Annotated in this window: 16 protein-coding genes; 9 read left to right on the top strand and 7 right to left on the bottom strand. The window is 35.2% G+C overall.

Annotation, left to right across the window (positions count from 1 at the left end):
- Positions 1-55: 55 nt before the first annotated feature.
- The 5 genes from mnmG (at position 56) to C3L50_RS08655 (ending at position 6776) form a co-directional block, all read left to right on the top strand.
- Complete coding sequence (gene mnmG, locus C3L50_RS08675; protein ID WP_103805783.1) at positions 56-1927, top strand: tRNA uridine-5-carboxymethylaminomethyl(34) synthesis enzyme MnmG; 1872 nt, start codon at positions 56-58, stop codon at positions 1925-1927.
- Between the two features lie 124 nt (positions 1928-2051).
- A complete protein-coding gene (locus C3L50_RS08670) occupies positions 2052-2900 on the top strand; it encodes a class I SAM-dependent methyltransferase (protein ID WP_103805782.1) in 849 nt (282 codons plus the stop codon).
- 247 nt (positions 2901-3147) lie between these two features.
- Positions 3148-3705 carry an OmpH family outer membrane protein gene (locus C3L50_RS08665; RefSeq protein ID WP_103805781.1) on the top strand — a complete coding sequence of 186 codons (558 nt, stop codon included), beginning with the start codon at positions 3148-3150 and terminating at the stop codon, positions 3703-3705.
- Between the two features lie 237 nt (positions 3706-3942).
- A complete protein-coding gene (locus C3L50_RS08660; protein ID WP_103805780.1) occupies positions 3943-6210 on the top strand; it encodes a helix-turn-helix domain-containing protein in 2268 nt (755 codons plus the stop codon).
- Positions 6211-6290: 80 nt separating this feature from the next.
- Positions 6291-6776, top strand: coding sequence for an energy transducer TonB (locus tag C3L50_RS08655; RefSeq protein WP_103805779.1), 486 nt, complete (start codon positions 6291-6293; stop codon positions 6774-6776).
- Between the two features lie 56 nt (positions 6777-6832).
- On the opposite strand, the gene C3L50_RS08650 is transcribed toward C3L50_RS08655, so the two are convergent.
- The gene (locus C3L50_RS08650) at positions 6833-7780 is read right to left on the bottom strand and encodes an HU domain-containing protein (RefSeq protein ID WP_103805778.1); all 948 of its coding nucleotides are present in this window, start codon (positions 7778-7780) and stop codon (positions 6833-6835) included.
- A 102-nt stretch (positions 7781-7882) separates the two neighbouring features.
- Between C3L50_RS08650 and dprA the strand changes: the two genes are divergently transcribed.
- A complete protein-coding gene (gene dprA, locus C3L50_RS08645; RefSeq protein ID WP_103805777.1) occupies positions 7883-8983 on the top strand; it encodes a DNA-processing protein DprA in 1101 nt (366 codons plus the stop codon).
- A gap of 65 nt (positions 8984-9048) precedes the next feature.
- Here dprA and trpS read toward each other — a convergent pair whose 3' ends face one another.
- Positions 9049-10020: a tryptophan--tRNA ligase gene (gene trpS, locus C3L50_RS08640; protein ID WP_103805776.1), complete on the bottom strand. Its 972-nt coding sequence runs from the start codon at positions 10018-10020 to the stop codon at positions 9049-9051.
- Positions 10021-10135: 115 nt separating this feature from the next.
- On the opposite strand from trpS, the gene C3L50_RS08635 reads away from it, so the two are divergent.
- Positions 10136-10882, top strand: coding sequence for a lysophospholipid acyltransferase family protein (locus C3L50_RS08635; RefSeq protein ID WP_103805775.1), 747 nt, complete (start codon positions 10136-10138; stop codon positions 10880-10882).
- Between the two features lie 43 nt (positions 10883-10925).
- On the opposite strand, the gene recA is transcribed toward C3L50_RS08635, so the two are convergent.
- The 5 genes from recA to C3L50_RS08610 form a co-directional block, all read right to left on the bottom strand.
- Positions 10926-11930, bottom strand: coding sequence for a recombinase RecA (gene recA, locus C3L50_RS08630; RefSeq protein WP_103805774.1), 1005 nt, complete (start codon positions 11928-11930; stop codon positions 10926-10928).
- A 154-nt stretch (positions 11931-12084) separates the two neighbouring features.
- Complete coding sequence (locus C3L50_RS08625; RefSeq protein WP_103805773.1) at positions 12085-12630, bottom strand: hypothetical protein; 546 nt, start codon at positions 12628-12630, stop codon at positions 12085-12087.
- Between the two features lie 58 nt (positions 12631-12688).
- The gene (locus C3L50_RS08620; protein ID WP_103805772.1) at positions 12689-13198 is read right to left on the bottom strand and encodes an acyl-CoA thioesterase; all 510 of its coding nucleotides are present in this window, start codon (positions 13196-13198) and stop codon (positions 12689-12691) included.
- A 27-nt stretch (positions 13199-13225) separates the two neighbouring features.
- Entirely contained in the window at positions 13226-13609 is a 384-nt protein-coding gene (locus C3L50_RS08615; protein WP_103805771.1) for a DoxX family protein, read from the bottom strand.
- A gap of 3 nt (positions 13610-13612) precedes the next feature.
- The gene (locus C3L50_RS08610) at positions 13613-14761 is read right to left on the bottom strand and encodes a DNA polymerase III subunit (RefSeq protein ID WP_103805770.1); all 1149 of its coding nucleotides are present in this window, start codon (positions 14759-14761) and stop codon (positions 13613-13615) included.
- Between the two features lie 456 nt (positions 14762-15217).
- Between C3L50_RS08610 and C3L50_RS08605 the strand changes: the two genes are divergently transcribed.
- Positions 15218-15664, top strand: a complete 447-nt coding sequence (locus tag C3L50_RS08605; protein ID WP_103805769.1) for a hypothetical protein — start codon at positions 15218-15220, stop codon at positions 15662-15664.
- 80 nt (positions 15665-15744) lie between these two features.
- The gene (locus tag C3L50_RS08600; RefSeq protein WP_103805768.1) at positions 15745-17034 is read left to right on the top strand and encodes a hypothetical protein; all 1290 of its coding nucleotides are present in this window, start codon (positions 15745-15747) and stop codon (positions 17032-17034) included.
- Positions 17035-17055: the final 21 nt, after the last annotated feature.

Here is a 17055-nt window from a genome sequence, read left to right as displayed (position 1 = left end):
AGATTTAGATTTTAGAAAGTAATCTGAAATCTAAAAATCAAAAATCAATAAAAGAATGTTTTTAGAAGAGTATGATGTAATTGTTGTAGGTGCGGGTCACGCTGGTTGCGAGGCTGCGGCATCGGCTGCCAATTTGGGATCGAAAACTTTGTTGGTTACAATGAGTTTGCAAAACATTGCACAGATGTCTTGCAATCCCGCTATGGGCGGAATCGCCAAAGGACAAATCGTTCGTGAAATTGATGCGTTAGGTGGATATTCTGGAATTGTTTCCGATAAAACTGCCATTCAGTTCAAGATGCTGAACAAGTCCAAGGGCCCTGCAATGTGGTCGCCAAGGGTTCAAAGTGATCGAATGCGTTTTTCAGAAGAATGGCGATTGATGCTCGAAGGAACACCCAATCTTGATTTTTACCAAGAAATGGTCAAAGGATTGCTCATTGAATATGGTAAAGTAAAAGGAATCAAAACCTCGCTCGGGATTGAAATCAGATCAAAAACGGTGGTGCTGACAAACGGAACTTTTTTGAATGGATTAATTCATATTGGCGAAAAACAATTTGGTGGAGGTAGAGCAGGAGAAAGTGCTGCTTATGGAATTACCGAAGATTTGGTCAATGCCGGTTTTGAATCTGGTAGAATGAAAACAGGAACACCACCAAGAGTCGATGGACGTTCTTTGGATTATTCTAAAATGAATGAGGAAAAAGGAGATGCCAAACCAGATAAGTTTTCGTATTCTGACGAAACGAAACCTTTGATTCATCAAAGGTCTTGTTATATGACCTACACTTCTTTGGAAGTGCACAATGTTTTAAGAGAAGGTTTCGATCGTTCGCCAATGTTCAACGGTCGAATCAAATCGCTTGGCCCAAGATATTGTCCGTCTATCGAAGATAAGATTAATCGTTTTGCGGATAAAGAAAGACACCAATTGTTTGTTGAACCCGAAGGTTGGAATACTTGCGAGGTGTATGTAAATGGTTTTTCTACATCGCTTCCAGAGGATATTCAATTTAAAGCGCTGCGTTCGGTTGTTGGTTTTGAAAACGTGAAATTCTTCCGTCCAGGTTATGCTATCGAATACGATTATTTTCCGCCAACCCAATTGAAACATACTTTAGAAACTAAATTGGTCGAAGGATTATATTTTGCCGGACAAATAAACGGAACAACAGGATATGAAGAAGCAGCTTCACAAGGATTGATGGCAGGAATTAATGCAGCCTTAAAAGCTCAGGAAAGAGAACCTTTTACTTTAAAAAGAGACGAAGCGTATATTGGTGTTTTAATTGATGACTTAATTACGAAAGGAACGGAAGAACCATACAGGATGTTTACTTCCCGTGCGGAGTTCCGTACTTTATTGCGTCAGGATAATGCCGATTTCAGATTGACACCAATGTCATATGAAATTGGTTTAGCTTCTGAAAAGCGTTTGCGCAGAATGGAACACAAGTTAAACGAATCTGAAAAGATGGTTGCTTTTTTCAAAGAGACTAGTGTAACAGTAGCCGAAGCAAATCCAATTTTAGAATCGAAGGACACAGCTTTGATTACGCAAGGTGATAAAATGTTTAAAGTTTTCTCTCGTCCGCAAATCGATTTGGAGGATATAATCAAATTCGAAAAAGTAGCCACTTATGTTGCCGAAAACAATTTGGATCAAGAAATTTTGGAACAAGCCGAAATTCAAGTGAAATATTCAGGTTATATCGAAAAGGAAAGAAACAACGCCAATAAATTATCAAGACTCGAAGATGTAAAAATTCCTGAAAACTTTGATTACAGCAAAATCAAATCAATGTCGATTGAAGCGAGACAGAAATTAAGCAAGATTAGACCTGTAACTATTTCGCAAGCATCCAGAATAAGCGGAGTGTCGCCAAGCGATGTTTCCGTGCTTTTGATTCATATGGGAAGATAAAAAGTGTTCAGTATTCAGTGTTCAGTTTGCAGCTGGATACTGCTTACTAATTTGTTCCACGTGAAACCTTCAAATATTTTCAAACTAAAACCTAACACCAAGTACCCAACACCTATTTCTAAAAATGAACATTTCAAACAAAAAACATTTCCTTACTGTAAAAGATTATTCGGTTTCGCAAGAGACTTTCGATTTGTATTATGACGAAACTTTGGATATGCTGATTACACATCCGCAACCGAGTTTGGAGAATTTGGGCAAATACTACGAAAGTGAAGATTATATTTCCCACACAGACAATAAGCGTTCTTTGTTTGAAAAACTCTATCATTTTATAAAAGGTATTGCTTTAAAGAATAAGCTCAATTTAATCAATTCGCAACAATCCAACAAAGGGAGACTATTAGATATTGGAGCAGGAACAGGAGATTTTTTGTTGGTTGCCAAAAATGACGGTTGGCAAACCATAGGAGTAGAGCCAAGCGATCGAGCCAAAGGAATTGCCAGAAGCAAAGGCATTTCTTTTGTGGAAGAAACCAGTGAATTAGAAAGTCATTCTTTTGACGTGATTTCGATGTGGCACGTTTTGGAACACGTTCCAGATTTAGACAAACAAATCAAAGAATTGAAACGTTTATTAAAACCAACAGGGACTTTAATTGTGGCGGTTCCCAATTTCAAATCTTTCGATGCACAATATTACGGAAAATTTTGGGCAGCTTTTGATGTGCCGATTCATTTTTGGCATTTTTCTAAAACAGCGATACAATTGCTTTTTGAAAAAGAAGAAATGAAACTAGAAAAAGTTTTGCCAATGAAATTTGATTCGTTTTATGTGAGTTTGCTTTCTGAAAAATACAAATCAGGAAAAATGAATTTCGTTAAAGCGTTTTTTACAGGATTGCAATCCAATTGGAAAGCGAAGTCCAATTTTGAGTATTCTTCACACATTTATGTCTTAAAAAACAAGTAAAAATCATTTTAAGCGCTTTTAAGCAATGTTTTTTGTCTTGACGAACACGAATATTCTCTTTTTGGAGAAAATCGATTAGGAATGAGCTAAAAAAATCGTTTTTAATAGCGATTGTTTATACATTCAATCAATCTAATAACGAAAACTTATATCGTAAATAGTTGTAGCATTTTCATCCGTTTTTGATAATACTACTTATTTTTTTATATTTTTGTTACCAATTCTTAAAAATCAGAAAATTTACCAAATGAAAAAAATAGTAGTAATTCTTGCAATTGCAATTTCAATTGTTTCTTGCAATAACGGAGAGAAATCAGAAACAAAAGTAAAAGAATTAAAAACAGCTTATGTGGACACTTCGGTTTTAATGAAAGAATACACCGCTGCAAAAGATGTTGAAGCAAAATATAAAGCCAAAGGTGAAGAGAAAGGAAGACAGCTTCAAGCTGAAATAAATAGATTCAAACAAGAAGCTCAAAATTTTCAAGCACAAGCACAAGCCAATGGTCAAGAATGGGCTCAAAAAAAAGGAGCTGAATTGCAAAGAAGAGAACAACAGTTGGCTCAAGCACAACAAATGTTAGCACAACAGTTACAACAAGAAGGTGGTGTAGAAATGGACAGCGTAATTGTTGGAGTAAAAAAATTCATTAAAGGGTACGGAAAAGAAAAAGGATATGCTTATATCTACGGAACAGGCGACTCTAATGCAACTATTTTATATGCTGAAGATAAAGCCGATATTACTAAAGAAATTGTTAAATTATTGAACGAAAAATACAAAGCATCAGCTGCTAAAAAATAATATTGTAAAATTTTATTTATCAAATGCCTTCAATTTTTGGAGGCATTTTTTGTTTTATCTCTTCAAAAACAATATTTTAGCTTTTCTTTTTAGCTAGGAATTCACGGATATTTTTTTTAATTTCATTAAACTAATTTTGATTCGAATTGGTGAGATTTTAATACTTCGTTTTCAAAATAATTTGTGAACTTGTCGCTAAAAATTTCTTCTAACAGCCATATTTAATTTATACGCCAAATGCAAACTATCTCTGAAGCAGCCGTTTACACCCTGAAATTTATCAATCAAACGCATCGTTCAATTTTCCTTACGGGAAAAGCTGGAACTGGTAAAACCACACTTTTGCGGGAAATTATTCAAACCACACACAAGAATACTGTTGTCGTGGCGCCCACAGGAATAGCTGCTTTGAACGCTGGCGGAGTGACAATTCACTCGATGTTTCAACTGCCTTTTGGAGGTTTTATTCCCGACAATTCTTCGCCTCATTTCTCGGAAAGCACCAAGTTTGAAACCAAGGCTACTTTGCGCAGACATTTCAGAATGAGTGGACTGAAGAAATCGGTTATTCAAAATATGGAATTGTTGATTATTGACGAAGTCAGTATGCTTCGTGCCGATTTGCTCGACGCAATGAATTTTATGATGCAAACTGTTCGCAAAAAAACGACTCCATTTGGTGGTGTTCAAGTGTTGTTTATTGGCGATTTATTGCAATTGCCACCCGTAATTCGAGACGAAGAATGGCGTACTTTAAAGACCTATTACAAAGGAAAATTCTTTTTTCATTCGCATGTCATTCAGCAAAATCCGCCTTTGTATATTGAATTAGATAAAATTTTTAGACAAAGAGACGAAGTTTTTATTTCGATTTTGAACAATTTGCGCAACAATCAAATTTCTCCTGCCGATGTTCAGGCTTTGAATCAATATGTAAATCCAAACTTCGATTTGAAAGCCAACAAAGGTTACATCACTTTAACAACTCATAACGCCAAAGCCGATGCGATGAACACCCAAGCGTTAGAAGATTTAGAAGGAAAAGAACAGGTTTACAAAGCTGTAATTGTGGGCGATTTTCCAGATAAAATTTATCCTGTTGATGAGGAATTAAAATTGAAAGTAGGCGCACAAGTGATGTTTGTGAAAAACGATTTGTCATTTGATAAAAAATATTTCAATGGTAAAATGGGCATTATCAAATCCCTTTCGAAAGACGAGATTTTGGTTCATTTTCCCGAAGAAAACACTACCATCGAAGTCGAAAAATACGAATGGGAAAACATTCGCTACAAAGTAGATGAATTGACCAAGGAAATAGAGGAAGAGGTTTTAGGCACTTTTGTGCATTATCCCATCAAATTGGCTTGGGCAATTACAGTTCACAAAAGCCAAGGATTAACGTTTGACAAAGCAGCGCTCGATGTTTCGCAAGTTTTTCTTCCCGGACAAGCTTATGTGGCTTTATCGCGTTTACGTTCGTTAAACGGCTTAATTTTGCTTTCTCCATTGCGAATGAATGGCATTTCGAACGATCAAGACGTGATGGATTATTCGTTGAACAAAGCTTCGGAAGAAGTGCTGAAAAATTCCTTGCATTTCGAAACCAAGAATTTCATCCATAACTACTTGATAAACACCTTTGATTGGGCAGAATTGGCACAAGAATGGCGCAATCATAAGTTTAGTTACAACGAAAGCAGTGATGTTTCAGTCAAATCGAAACAGGCGACTTGGGCGGCCAAACAACTACTTATCATTGACGGACTTTTGGATCCATCTCAAAAATTCATCGTTCAACTCAACAAGATTTTTAACACAGAAACCGTCGATTTGTATCACGTTTCGGAGCGTTTCACGGCAGCGTATAATTATTTTATCAAACCAATGGACGACTTGGTTTTTGAAATTCTTTGGAAAGTCGAAGAAGTCAAACGTGTCTCCAAAGCTAAAGCGTTTTATGAGGAATTAATGGTTTTGGAAGAGCTACAAGTCAAAGCCGTTTTGCGATTGATGAAAGCCAAATTATTGATTGAAACCGTGGTGGCCGGAGAAACGATTTCTAAAGAAAAATTAACTTCAGATGTAATTAAAAAATACATCAGCCACAAAACCGAAGCCATCCAAAAGCAATTCAAGGAACTCAATGTAACGCTAATTGAAGACGAAGCTGATGCAAATCGTTATACCAAAAAGAAAAAAGAAACGAAAGAAACCAAAAAATCTACGGTTCAGGAAACCTACGAATTGTGGCTCGAAAACAATACTATTGCCGAAATAGCAGCTATTAGAAAATTTACTCCCGAAACTATTTTAAGCCATTTGACCAAATTGATTATTACAAAAACCATAAGCATCAACGATGTTTTACCCGAAGATAAAATCCAGGATTTGACAGAGGCTTTTTATGGCTACAAAGAAGAATCGATTTCGCCATTAAAAGAAAAATACGGCGATAAATTTTCTTGGGAAGAGTTGAGAATGTTCAAGGCGAGTTTGAACTAATAAAAAATAATACTCCAATTATTCTTATATATTTGTAAAATAATTAGTACTCAATTGGTGACTACAGAATTCAGAAATCTATGAAAAAATTATCTCTTTTATTCGTTATTCTTTTTATTTCATTCTCGTTTGGGCAAACCAAAAAGAAAGAACCTATTGTAAAACAGTCAGATAACGAAGAAGTTATGCGTAATACTATTAAAGGCAATCCTGATTCTGAAGATGATGTTTCAACAGTTGTAGTAAACCAAGATGATAACCTGATTTACAATACAGCAGGAATTGAAGTAAAACCAGAGTTTCCCGGTGGACCGACAAAAATGTATGAATTTATAGAGAAAAACTTTATAAAACCTCAAGGAGAAGTTATTAAGGGGAAAGTTTATGTGACTTTTGTTATAGAAAAAGATGGCACACTTACTGATATTAAAGTATTGAGAGATTTAGGTTATGGCACAGGCAAAGAAGCAATAAGAGTTTTAAAAATGATGCCTAAATGGTCGCCTGGAGAACAGAAAGGAAGAAAAGTAAGATGTATTTATAGTTTCCCAATCAGTATTCAATAGTTTAGTTTTAGAATTAGATGTAAAAAAACCTATTCATTCGAATAGGTTTTTGTAATTTATAGTGATTCAATCAATACCCAAGCATCAGGGTTTTCGGTATTTTGAATTTCCTGACTCACTTTTTTGGCTTCGGCAAAAGTGGCGTAACTTCCGTAAAGAACCGGAAATAATCCGTGTTTGTTTTGTGGAATTCTGCGTGCTTTATACCCTTGGCTGGATAATTGCTCGAATTTCTTTTGGGCATTTCTTTCATCTCTAAACGCACCCGCCATAATGTGATAAGACATTTTTTCCTCTTTCACTGTAAGAGTCACGGCAGGAACTGGATTTTCAATAAAGAAAGTGGCTTCTTGAATTTTGTTTTGAACTTGTTTCTGAACTGATTTTTCTACAATAATGGTCTCATTGGCAATTTGTTGTTGGTAAACTGGATAACCAACCGCGCCAGCCAAACCTAAACCAAGAACAAAAACGGCAGCATATTTCAAATAAGCACTTGTTCTTCTTCTTTCTGGAATGAATTCTATTACTTCACTTTCTTCAATATTTTCTTCGAGAGCTTCGATTTTTTGTTCGAAAATTTCTCTTTTTACAACTGGCGAAACAAAAGCACTCAAACCAAAAGAATTAGTCAAGTAATTGGTTTGGTCATAAGGAGTGAAAATCAAATTTTTATCAGCGTTAAGCGAAAAATTCCCCACGTTTTTGATGGAAAACAATCCGTTTTCTTGTAGCGCTTTTTTCCAATTGAAAACCTCGTATTGAATGGCACTTACCGCATATTCATAAGACGTTTTTTCGGCTTGGGCAATGTGATTGGCCAATAATCCATCGTTGTTTTTTAGATGGGCATTGAAAGAAATCATTTTCTTTGGAGGAAAAAAGGAATGAGAGCTCTCAATTAATTGAGCCGACTGGATTTCAGTCAAAAAAGCCCCAAAACCTGGAACGGTTACACATTGGTAACGGTACAAAAGTTGCGAGATATAGAGTTCGATGTTCATAGTTACAAAGTTATATATTGAAAATAGTTATCAAAATTTTATTCACAATTTTTATTAACAATCCGGCTAAATTTTTATACATTTCAGCCTCAAACGATTAGTATGACAGACCAGGATTTATTTCATTTATTGGCATTGCAACAAGTAGAAGGAGTGGGCGATATTGTGGCCAAAAAATTGATTACGCATTGCGGAAATGCCGTCGAAGTTTTCAAAACCAAAAGCTCTCAACTAGCTTCTATTGATGGAATTGGTTCGGTGCTTTTAAAAAATCTTAAAGACAAAACCGTTTTCGAAAAAGCCGAACAAGAACTAAAATTCATAAAATCAAACGAAATTGATGTAGCTTATTTTCAAGATGAAAATTATCCCGACCGACTCAAACATTGCATCGACGGGCCAGTTTTGTTGTTTACTTCAGGCAATATCGACCTAAAAAACAAGAAAATCATCAGCATTGTGGGAACTCGAAAAATTACTTCCTACGGAATGGAATTTTGCCGAAAATTAATTGAAGATTTGGCCCCGCTTGATCCTGTAATTGTAAGTGGTTTTGCTTATGGTGTTGATATTTTTGCCCATCAATTGGCGATGGAACATGATTTGCAAACGATAGGTGTTGTTGCCCACGGTTTGAATCAAATTTACCCTAAAGATCACAAAAAGTATGTAGCCAAAGTGGAGAAAAATGGCGGTTTTATGACGGAGTTTTGGAGTACATCTAATCCTGAAAAAGAAAATTTTGTTCGTAGAAACCGCATCGTGGCAGGAATGACCGAAGCTACAATAGTCATCGAATCGGCCGATAGAGGAGGATCTTTGATTACCGCCAATATTGCCAACGATTACAACCGCGATGTTTTTGCCGTTCCTGGCCGAACTACCGACAAATACAGTCAAGGTTGCAACAATTTGATAAAAACACAAAAAGCAAACCTGCTGACCAGTGCTGCCGATTTGGTTTACATCCTGAATTGGGACATTGAAAGCAAAGCTAAACCTGTTCAAAAGCAACTTTTTGTAGTCCTCGAAAACGACGAACAAAAAGTGTATGATTATTTACTAAAAAACGGTAAAGAATTGTTGGATATTATTGCGTTGCGATGTGATTTCCCGATTTATAAAATCTCGGGAATGCTACTAAATATGGAACTCAAAGGCGTGATTCGACCCTTGCCGGGTAAATTGTTTGAGGCGATTTAAATAAAACCGCAGATTCGCAGATTTTTTAAATTGTTATTATAATCTGCGAATCTGCGGTTATTTTTTTACTCAAACCCCAATTTCTCTCTCACTCTTGCCAAAACGCCACTGGCGACAACTCCAGCTTTTTCGGCACCAATTTTTAATAAGGCATCAACTTCTGCAAGGTTGTTGATGTAGTAATTGTATTTTTCTCTTTCGGTTTTGAATTTTTCTACGATTAGTTCAAACAGAGCTTGTTTGGCGTGACCGTAACCGTAATTGCCACCCAAATAATTAGCTCTCATTTGTTCCAATTGTTCTTCATTGGCCAATAATGAATAAATAGTAAAACAATTGCAAGTATCTGGATTTTTAGGAGCTTCAAGCGGTGTGCTGTCCGTTTCGATGCTCATTATTTGTTTGCGCAAGGCTTTGTCGTCCAAGAAAATATTGATGATGTTGTTGGCCGATTTACTCATTTTTCCGCCATTCGTTCCCGGAATCAACATACTGTCTTCTTGAATTTTGGCTTCTGGAAGCACGAAGGTTTCCCCCATTTGATGATTAAAACGAGAAGCCACGTCACGAGTGATTTCTAAATGTTGCAATTGGTCTTTTCCAACAGGAACAAATTCGGCATCATACAACAAAATATCGGCAGCCATCAGCATTGGATACGAAAATAATCCTGCGTTGACGTCTTCTAATCTATCGGATTTGTCTTTGAAAGAGTGCGCCAAGGTCAACCTTTGAAATGGAAAAAAACAACTCAAATACCAAGACAACTCCGCCGTTTGCGCCACATCGGATTGACGGTAAAAAACTACTTTATTTACATCCAAACCACAAGCCAACCAAGCAGCAGCGGTGCTATATGTATTGGCTCTTAATGTTTTACCATCTTTTATTTGGGTTATCGAATGCAAATCGGCGATGAAAAGAAAGGATTCGTTTGCGGGATTTTTGGATAATTCGATAGCGGGAATAATTGCGCCCAGTAAGTTTCCTAAGTGTGGTGTTCCGGTGCTTTGAACGCCAGTGAGTATTTTTGCCATTATATTTTTTTTCTTGACCGCAAAGGTTGCAATGATTATTGTTTTAATTTCTTAAAAGTTTTCAAATTTAATGCTTTTATAAATAATAGCATAGTTTTACTTACTTTTGAAAACTATGAGAGGAATAAAAATTGTTTTTTGGGCGCTTTGGCGGGTTTGGTTTTATGTCTTGATGGCTATTCCTATTTTGGTGATGCTTCCTTTTTTGGTGTTGTCTATTTTGACTGAAAGGGGTTATCCTTACTTCTTTAAAATGGCGAGAATTTGGGCAAAATTTATTCTTTTCGGAATGGGGTTTTATTATAAAATCGAACGAGAACAGGAATTCGAAAAGAATCAAAGTTATATGCTTATCGCCAATCACACTTCGATGGCTGACATTATGCTGATGCTTGCTACGGTTAGAAAACCCTTTGTTTTTGTGGGAAAAAAAGAGTTGGTCAAAATTCCGATTTTTGGATTTTTCTACAAACGAACCTGCATTTTGGTCGATAGATTGAGTTCCAGAAGCAAACACGGCGTTTTTGAACGTGCCCAAAAAAGAATTAATCAAGGACTTAGTATTTGTATTTTTCCCGAAGGAGGTGTTCCTAATGACGAATCGATACTTTTAGATTATTTCAAGGATGGTGCATTCCGATTGGCTATCGAACATCAATTGCCTATTGTCCCAATGACTTTTGGAGACAATAAAGAACGTTTTTCTTTTACTTTTTTGAGTGGAAGTCCAGGAATTATGAGGGTAAAAGTGCATTCTTTTATTGAAACGGAAGGAAAAACAATGGCAGATAAAAACAGTCTCAAAGACCAATCTTGGAATACCATTCACACACAATTATTGGATTTTCAGAAGAAGAAATAGAATAAAAAAAAGAGTCTCACATTTGCGAGACTCTTTTCTAATTTTAAGCATTATTTTCTTTAATCTTAGCTTTGATTTTTTCTTCTAATTCATCGGCCAATTCTGGATTGTCTTTTATTAAAGCTTTCACGGCATCGCGACCTTGCCCTAGTTTGGTATCGCCATAACTGAACCAAGAACCCGCTTTTTTGATGATTTCAAATTCAACGGCCAAATCTAAGATTTCTCCTGTTTTCGAAATTCCTTCGCCGTACATAATATCAAATTCGGCAGTTTTGAAAGGCGGAGCGACTTTATTTTTAACGATTTTAACTTTTGTTCTGTTACCCAATACGTTTTCGCCATCTTTGATTTGTGTTGAACGACGAATATCCAAACGTACCGAAGCATAAAACTTCAAGGCATTTCCACCCGTAGTCGTTTCTGGATTTCCGAACATTACGCCAATTTTCTCTCTCAACTGGTTGATGAAGAAAACCGTACAATTGGTTTTGCTGATGGTTCCAGTTAGTTTTCTCAAGGCTTGCGACATCAAACGAGCGTGAAGACCCATTTTAGAATCTCCCATTTCGCCTTCGATTTCGCTTTTTGGAGTCAATGCAGCAACCGAGTCAATCACGACGATATCAATGGCGCCGGAACGAATCAAGTTCTCGGCAATTTCCAAGGCTTGTTCTCCGTTGTCTGGTTGCGAAATGATTAAGTTTTCGATGTCAACGCCTAATTTTTCAGCATAATTTCTGTCGAAAGCGTGTTCAGCATCTATAAAAGCGGCAATTCCTCCTGCTTTTTGAGCTTCGGCAATGGCGTGCAATGTCAAGGTTGTTTTTCCTGAAGATTCTGGACCGTATATTTCGATCACTCTTCCTTTTGGATAACCGCCAACTCCCAAGGCCAAATCGACTCCCAATGAACCTGAAGAAATGGTTTCTACTTCTTCGATGGCTTTGTCGCCCATTTTCATTACGGTGCCTTTTCCGTAGGTTTTATCTAGTTTGTCAAGGGTAAGTTGTAACGCTTTTAATTTGGCTTCTTTTTCTGAACTCATCTTTTCTTTGATTTATTTTTGGTACTTATCTTTGGTAAAAATACTTCTTTTTTTGGAAGAAGCAAGGGGAATTTTTTGGGGAATTTTAATAATTTAAATGAGGGAATAATATCCATTTTTGCAATGACAAGCAATTTTATATATCAAAAAGAGTCTAAAGTTTCTCAATTTCATTTATAAAATTTTCATAAAAGTGCAGTGCTAAATTTGCAGATTCTAAAGGTTCTTTGTCATATATCAATCTTTTTCCTCTATGATATGTAGGAGGATTCCAAATCTGACCGTTTATAGTAAATGTTTTGAGTTTTATTCTAGCAGGAAACATTGGATGTTCAGTAATTTCAATAACATTACCATTTTCATCAAGTCTTGATAACTGTATTTTATCTACAACTTTTTTACTTACAATTTCTAAATCCACTATTGTTTCTAATCCGTGAGATACAGCATCTCTAGCATTCTTTAAGTAAGAAAGAACAGGGTCAATTTTTCTAATTTTTTTATATTTTCCTTGGAAAGGAATAAAAATATTTTTTATATCCTGAGAACCTCTTTCTGCTTTTATAAATGATAATTCTAAATGTATTAAAAAATCTGTCCAATGTTTACTATTGGGTAAAAATTCTTTGGTGTTTTTAAATTGTTCAAGAGCTTCTTTGGCAAATTTTAATTCTTCTTTAGCAAAAAATAAATTAGGCATTTTTAATTTTTTAGGTTAATTATAAATTAATTTATAGCTCTAACAAATATATAAGGTTTCATATAAACAAAGCTTTCAATTCCGTGGCTTCGTGAGGATTCAATTTTCCGGCCAAGACGAGGCTCAATTGTTTTCTTCTCAAGGCATCATCAAAACGGTGCTGTTCCAGTTTGGTTTCGGGAATAATGTGCGGAACTTCAACGGGTTTTCCGGTTTCGTCCACGGCAACGAAAGTATAAATCGCTTCGTTCGATTTGATTCTTTCGCCAGATTCTCGGTCTTCAATCCAAACATCAATATAAATTTCCATCGAAGTTTTGAAAGCTCTGGATACTTTTGCCTCAATAATGACAACACTTCCCAGTGGAATGGCCTTGTTGAAAGCTACGTGGTTTACCGAAACCGTTACCGCAATTCTGCGCGAATGTCTTCCTGCTGAAATACTGGCAGCACGATCCATTCGAGCCAATAATTCGCCACCAAAAAGGTTGTTCAAAGCGTTGGTTTCGCTTGGCAAAACTAAATCCGTTAGTATCGTCAAGGAATCTGAAGGATGTTTTGGAGTCATAGTTTATGTGGTAAATTAAATTAATTTCTAATTCAGCCAATAGACCGCCATTACTGCTGGAATAAAGTAAATAACGATGGTTCTGGCGCCGTCATAATCTTTGGCTAATCGCTGACCGAAAAGCATCATCAGTAGGGTGATACTTGAAAAAATGGCTCCATAAAAACCAAAAGTTCTACCGTTGTTGACTAAAAGTTCGATGATACCTACAACAGATAAAATACCTGAAATAAGTTCAAAAATAACGAGAAGAATTAGCGAGGGATTGACTAGATTTTTGAGTCTAGTTTTAGAAAAGTGTTCTTTGAGCCAATCGATGTTTTCTTGCCAATAAAATATTTTTTCGTAAGCCGATTGTATAAAAGTAAGAGCCAAAAAAACGAGAAGCAAAATGGAGGCAGTATTATTCATAACTTATTTTTTGTGGATTAAACGAGTCAATTTTATTGATAAATCGGTCAGGATTATTTTAGCATTTCCGTTGCGCTCGATATGATAAATGGCATCAGACAATTCTTGAAATATTTCGTGAATGTTGTTTCCGTTTACAAAAGGTGCAAATTTTGCAATTGTAAAGCCTTCGACGGCGGGTTCCATATATACCAAACTCGATGTTTCATAATTGTGTAGCAAAGCTTGACGAAAAATATCGATACAAAATTGCAGGAATTTCTTTTGGGTTTCTCTTCCCAAAGTGGCAATTTGTTCGCTCCATTGAATCAGATCGGCAATTACCGCTGCATTTCCTTTGGCTTTGAAAGCCGCACGAACCCAAACCACGAACCATTCTTCGAACGGAAATTCGTCGTTGTCGTCTTTTAATAAATGCAAGGCTTTGTTGAAATTTCCTTGTGCTTGATGGGCGATTTTTGTAGCCGTTTTGGGATCGATGTTTTCACGAGAAACTAAGGTTTCACTAATCACACTTTCGCTCAAACCGATAAAATGCAAAACTTGACAACGCGAACGAATCGTTTGAATAATATCTTCTTCGTTTTCGGAAATGAGGATGAAAATGGTTTTTTCTGGCGGTTCTTCTAATAATTTCAATAATTTGTTGGAGGCTGCTGTGTTCATTTTATCGGCCATCCAAACAATCATAATTTTATAACCGCCTTCGTAGGATTTTAGCGAAAGTGATTTCAGGATTTCCTGTGCATCATCTACCCGAATTTCGCCTTGCTTGTTCTGAACTCCTAAAACAGAATACCAATCGAAAAGTCCTCCGTAAGGATTTTGGGCTACAAATTCTCTCCAATCGGCAATGAAATCAATGCTTTTGGGTTTTGTTTTTACATCTTCGGTGCTTACTGTTGGATAAACGAAATGCAAATCGGGATGCGATAATTTTTGGAATTTAACATTACAACTTTCGTTGGCACCCGAATTTTCTCCGTTTTGATTGTTGCACAAAATATATTGTGCATAGGCAATCGCCATTGGCAAAGCGCCACATCCTTCGGGACCGACAAACAATTGGGCGTGTGGAATTCTACCTAAATCGGCACTTCGTGTCAAATGATTTTTGATGTGTTCCTGCCCTAAAATTTCTGAAAACTGCATAAGGCAAATATAGAAGAAATTGGTCTAGTGTCGAAATTTAGATGGCAAAGTTTTCGTTGTTGTTGATTTAATATACTAGAACCTAAAAAGTATGAATTAATCTTTTTTTAAATAATAAACGATTTGTAGCGACTTGAATTTTTGTTTCATAGAGTCAAAATATTCGATAAAACGCATATTTATTAGATATATTTTTCTTTCTTAAAAATTTGTAGCTTTAAAATTACATTTGTTGATAACTAAAAACATAATGTTAGTAGTTTATTTTTTTTAATCAAATTAAACTTATTAAATTATTTTTAGATCGGCGCAAAATATCCGATAAAAAGCATATTTATTCGATTATTTGTATTTTTTTTCAGCATTTGTAGTAATTTATTTATTTTTAGTGTTAAATAAAATTGCAGATTAAATTTTGTTTTGTAAATTTGTTTAAAATAAAACATCTAATTAATTATGAAAGCTAAAATTCTTTATATCAGTATCGCATTTTTATTTATTTCAACAGCTTCTTTTGCTCAAGATAAAAAGAAGGCTCCATTAAGTATTATAAGCAGAACAGCAATAATTAAAAAATATTACGATAAAAATGAGTTGTCCAGTTTGCCAAAAGGAGAGTTGATTGAATTGTGCGTAGAACGTGTAGCCGTTTTGGCTAAAACATTGCCTTATATTTCATTGGCTACAAAACCGGGTATTACTTTGGAAGATTTTGGAATTCCAAAAACCTCTGAATACAGAAAGGCATTTGAAGGGCAAGAGGAGAATACAAAAGAGTATTTGGATAATACAGCCGAATATCAAAAAAAGATATTGCCTTATGGTGATAAAGACGATTTGATAAAAGCCATTCTGTTTTATGAAAACATATTGAAATCGCTACACGAATTTGATGATATGTAAAACGAAAAAAACGAAATTAAAACACTTATTAGAATTTAAAAAAATAGGAGTAAGTGTTGAAAATATAAAGTTGATAAGTCATGAAAAAATTAATTAAAATAATCGTCATACTTCTTTTAGTGGTTTGTGATATGAATGCACAACAAGAAAAAGGAATAACAGGATTTAAAAGCTGGTTAAACAATTGGACCGAATTTAAACCAAACAAAGTGGTTTATAATGATGTAAGTCAAATTCTAACAGGTTATATAAAGGTTGATACTAAACTGTATAAAAGAAATGTGTATTTACTACAAGGTAATGTTTATCTAATGAACAATGCCGTTTTAACAATTGAGCCTGGAACAGTTATAATGGCAGACAGCGAGTCTAAAGCGTCGCTAATCGTTACCAAAGGAGCTACCATTGTTGCCGATGGTTTAGAAACCGATCCGATAGTTTTTACGTCTAATAAAGTAGTTAGAAAAGCAGGTGATTGGGGTGGAGTGATTATTCTTGGTGATGCGCCGATTAACAAATTTGGAAATTTGGCAGCAATAAATTTTGATACAGATGCTAATTTATCTTATTATGGTGGTAATAATTCAGCTAGCAATTCAGGTGTTTTAAGATTTGTGAGAATAGAATATGCAGGTGCTAAAATTAAGGGATTCAATAATTTTAATGGATTGTTGTTGGCGGGAGTTGGTAACAAAACTATCTTTGAAAACATAATGGTCAGTTATTCTGCTGGTGATTCATTTGAAATATTAGGAGGAGAAGTTAATTTGAACAAGTTGATCTCTTTTAAATCGAGTAATGATGACTATAAATTTAATTATGGAACACAATGTACTATCGAAAATTCATTGGCAATTCGCTCTTCTTATTTGACTAGTACTAACGGTTCAAGATGCATGAATGTCCGTTCTTATGACAAACAAGAAGAGGTAGATTTCACTAAAAAACAAACTTTAGTTTCAGCACGAAATTTAACATTGGTCAACAATAGTGAAAATGTTAAAGTGGATATAGAATCAGGACTTATTAAAGAGGGTGTTTATGTTGCCGAAAATGCTTCAATTGACTTTAAGAAAAGTGTTATTTCTGGTTTTAATCCAGCTATATTGTTGAGCAAAGAAATTGCAATTAATGATTTAAATCTTAAAAAAGTAAAATTAGAGCAAATGTATTTCAATCTTTGCAAAGGCAATATTTTTGTTGAAAACAATTCTAATAATGAAGATTTAGAAAATTGGTATGGAAATGTGGGTTTTGCTAATGTTTACTCCAAAGCCGAAAACAGTGAGACATTCATAGATTTTATGAATGATAAAAGACCCGATTTTAGATTGCGTATAGGAAGAATAACCGTATCAAACGAAGATTAAATAAAACCAAATAAAATGAAC

Origin of the sequence: Flavobacterium alvei (genome assembly GCF_002920895.1) — a bacterium.
In the GTDB taxonomy this organism is placed as follows: Bacteria; Bacteroidota; Bacteroidia; order Flavobacteriales; family Flavobacteriaceae; genus Flavobacterium; species Flavobacterium alvei.
This window is presented reverse-complemented; position numbering and strand designations above follow the sequence as displayed.

What these genes read in the sequence shown, in the direction of transcription:
- mnmG (WP_103805783.1), top strand. Translation starts at nt 56, where the DNA reads ATGTTTTTAGAAGAGTATGATGTAATTGTTGTAGGTGCGGGTCACGCT.
- C3L50_RS08620 (WP_103805772.1), bottom strand. Translation starts at nt 13,198, where the DNA reads ATGACTCCAAAACATCCTTCAGATTCCTTGACGATACTAACGGATTTA.
- C3L50_RS08610 (WP_103805770.1), bottom strand. Translation starts at nt 14,761, where the DNA reads ATGCAGTTTTCAGAAATTTTAGGGCAGGAACACATCAAAAATCATTTG.
- C3L50_RS08615 (WP_103805771.1), bottom strand. Translation starts at nt 13,609, where the DNA reads ATGAATAATACTGCCTCCATTTTGCTTCTCGTTTTTTTGGCTCTTACT.
- C3L50_RS08625 (WP_103805773.1), bottom strand. Translation starts at nt 12,630, where the DNA reads ATGCCTAATTTATTTTTTGCTAAAGAAGAATTAAAATTTGCCAAAGAA.
- C3L50_RS08660 (WP_103805780.1), top strand. Translation starts at nt 3,943, where the DNA reads ATGCAAACTATCTCTGAAGCAGCCGTTTACACCCTGAAATTTATCAAT.
- C3L50_RS08605 (WP_103805769.1), top strand. Translation starts at nt 15,218, where the DNA reads ATGAAAGCTAAAATTCTTTATATCAGTATCGCATTTTTATTTATTTCA.
- recA (WP_103805774.1), bottom strand. Translation starts at nt 11,930, where the DNA reads ATGAGTTCAGAAAAAGAAGCCAAATTAAAAGCGTTACAACTTACCCTT.
- dprA (WP_103805777.1), top strand. Translation starts at nt 7,883, where the DNA reads ATGACAGACCAGGATTTATTTCATTTATTGGCATTGCAACAAGTAGAA.
- C3L50_RS08670 (WP_103805782.1), top strand. Translation starts at nt 2,052, where the DNA reads ATGAACATTTCAAACAAAAAACATTTCCTTACTGTAAAAGATTATTCG.
- C3L50_RS08600 (WP_103805768.1), top strand. Translation starts at nt 15,745, where the DNA reads ATGAAAAAATTAATTAAAATAATCGTCATACTTCTTTTAGTGGTTTGT.
- C3L50_RS08665 (WP_103805781.1), top strand. Translation starts at nt 3,148, where the DNA reads ATGAAAAAAATAGTAGTAATTCTTGCAATTGCAATTTCAATTGTTTCT.
- C3L50_RS08650 (WP_103805778.1), bottom strand. Translation starts at nt 7,780, where the DNA reads ATGAACATCGAACTCTATATCTCGCAACTTTTGTACCGTTACCAATGT.
- C3L50_RS08655 (WP_103805779.1), top strand. Translation starts at nt 6,291, where the DNA reads ATGAAAAAATTATCTCTTTTATTCGTTATTCTTTTTATTTCATTCTCG.
- C3L50_RS08635 (WP_103805775.1), top strand. Translation starts at nt 10,136, where the DNA reads ATGAGAGGAATAAAAATTGTTTTTTGGGCGCTTTGGCGGGTTTGGTTT.
- trpS (WP_103805776.1), bottom strand. Translation starts at nt 10,020, where the DNA reads ATGGCAAAAATACTCACTGGCGTTCAAAGCACCGGAACACCACACTTA.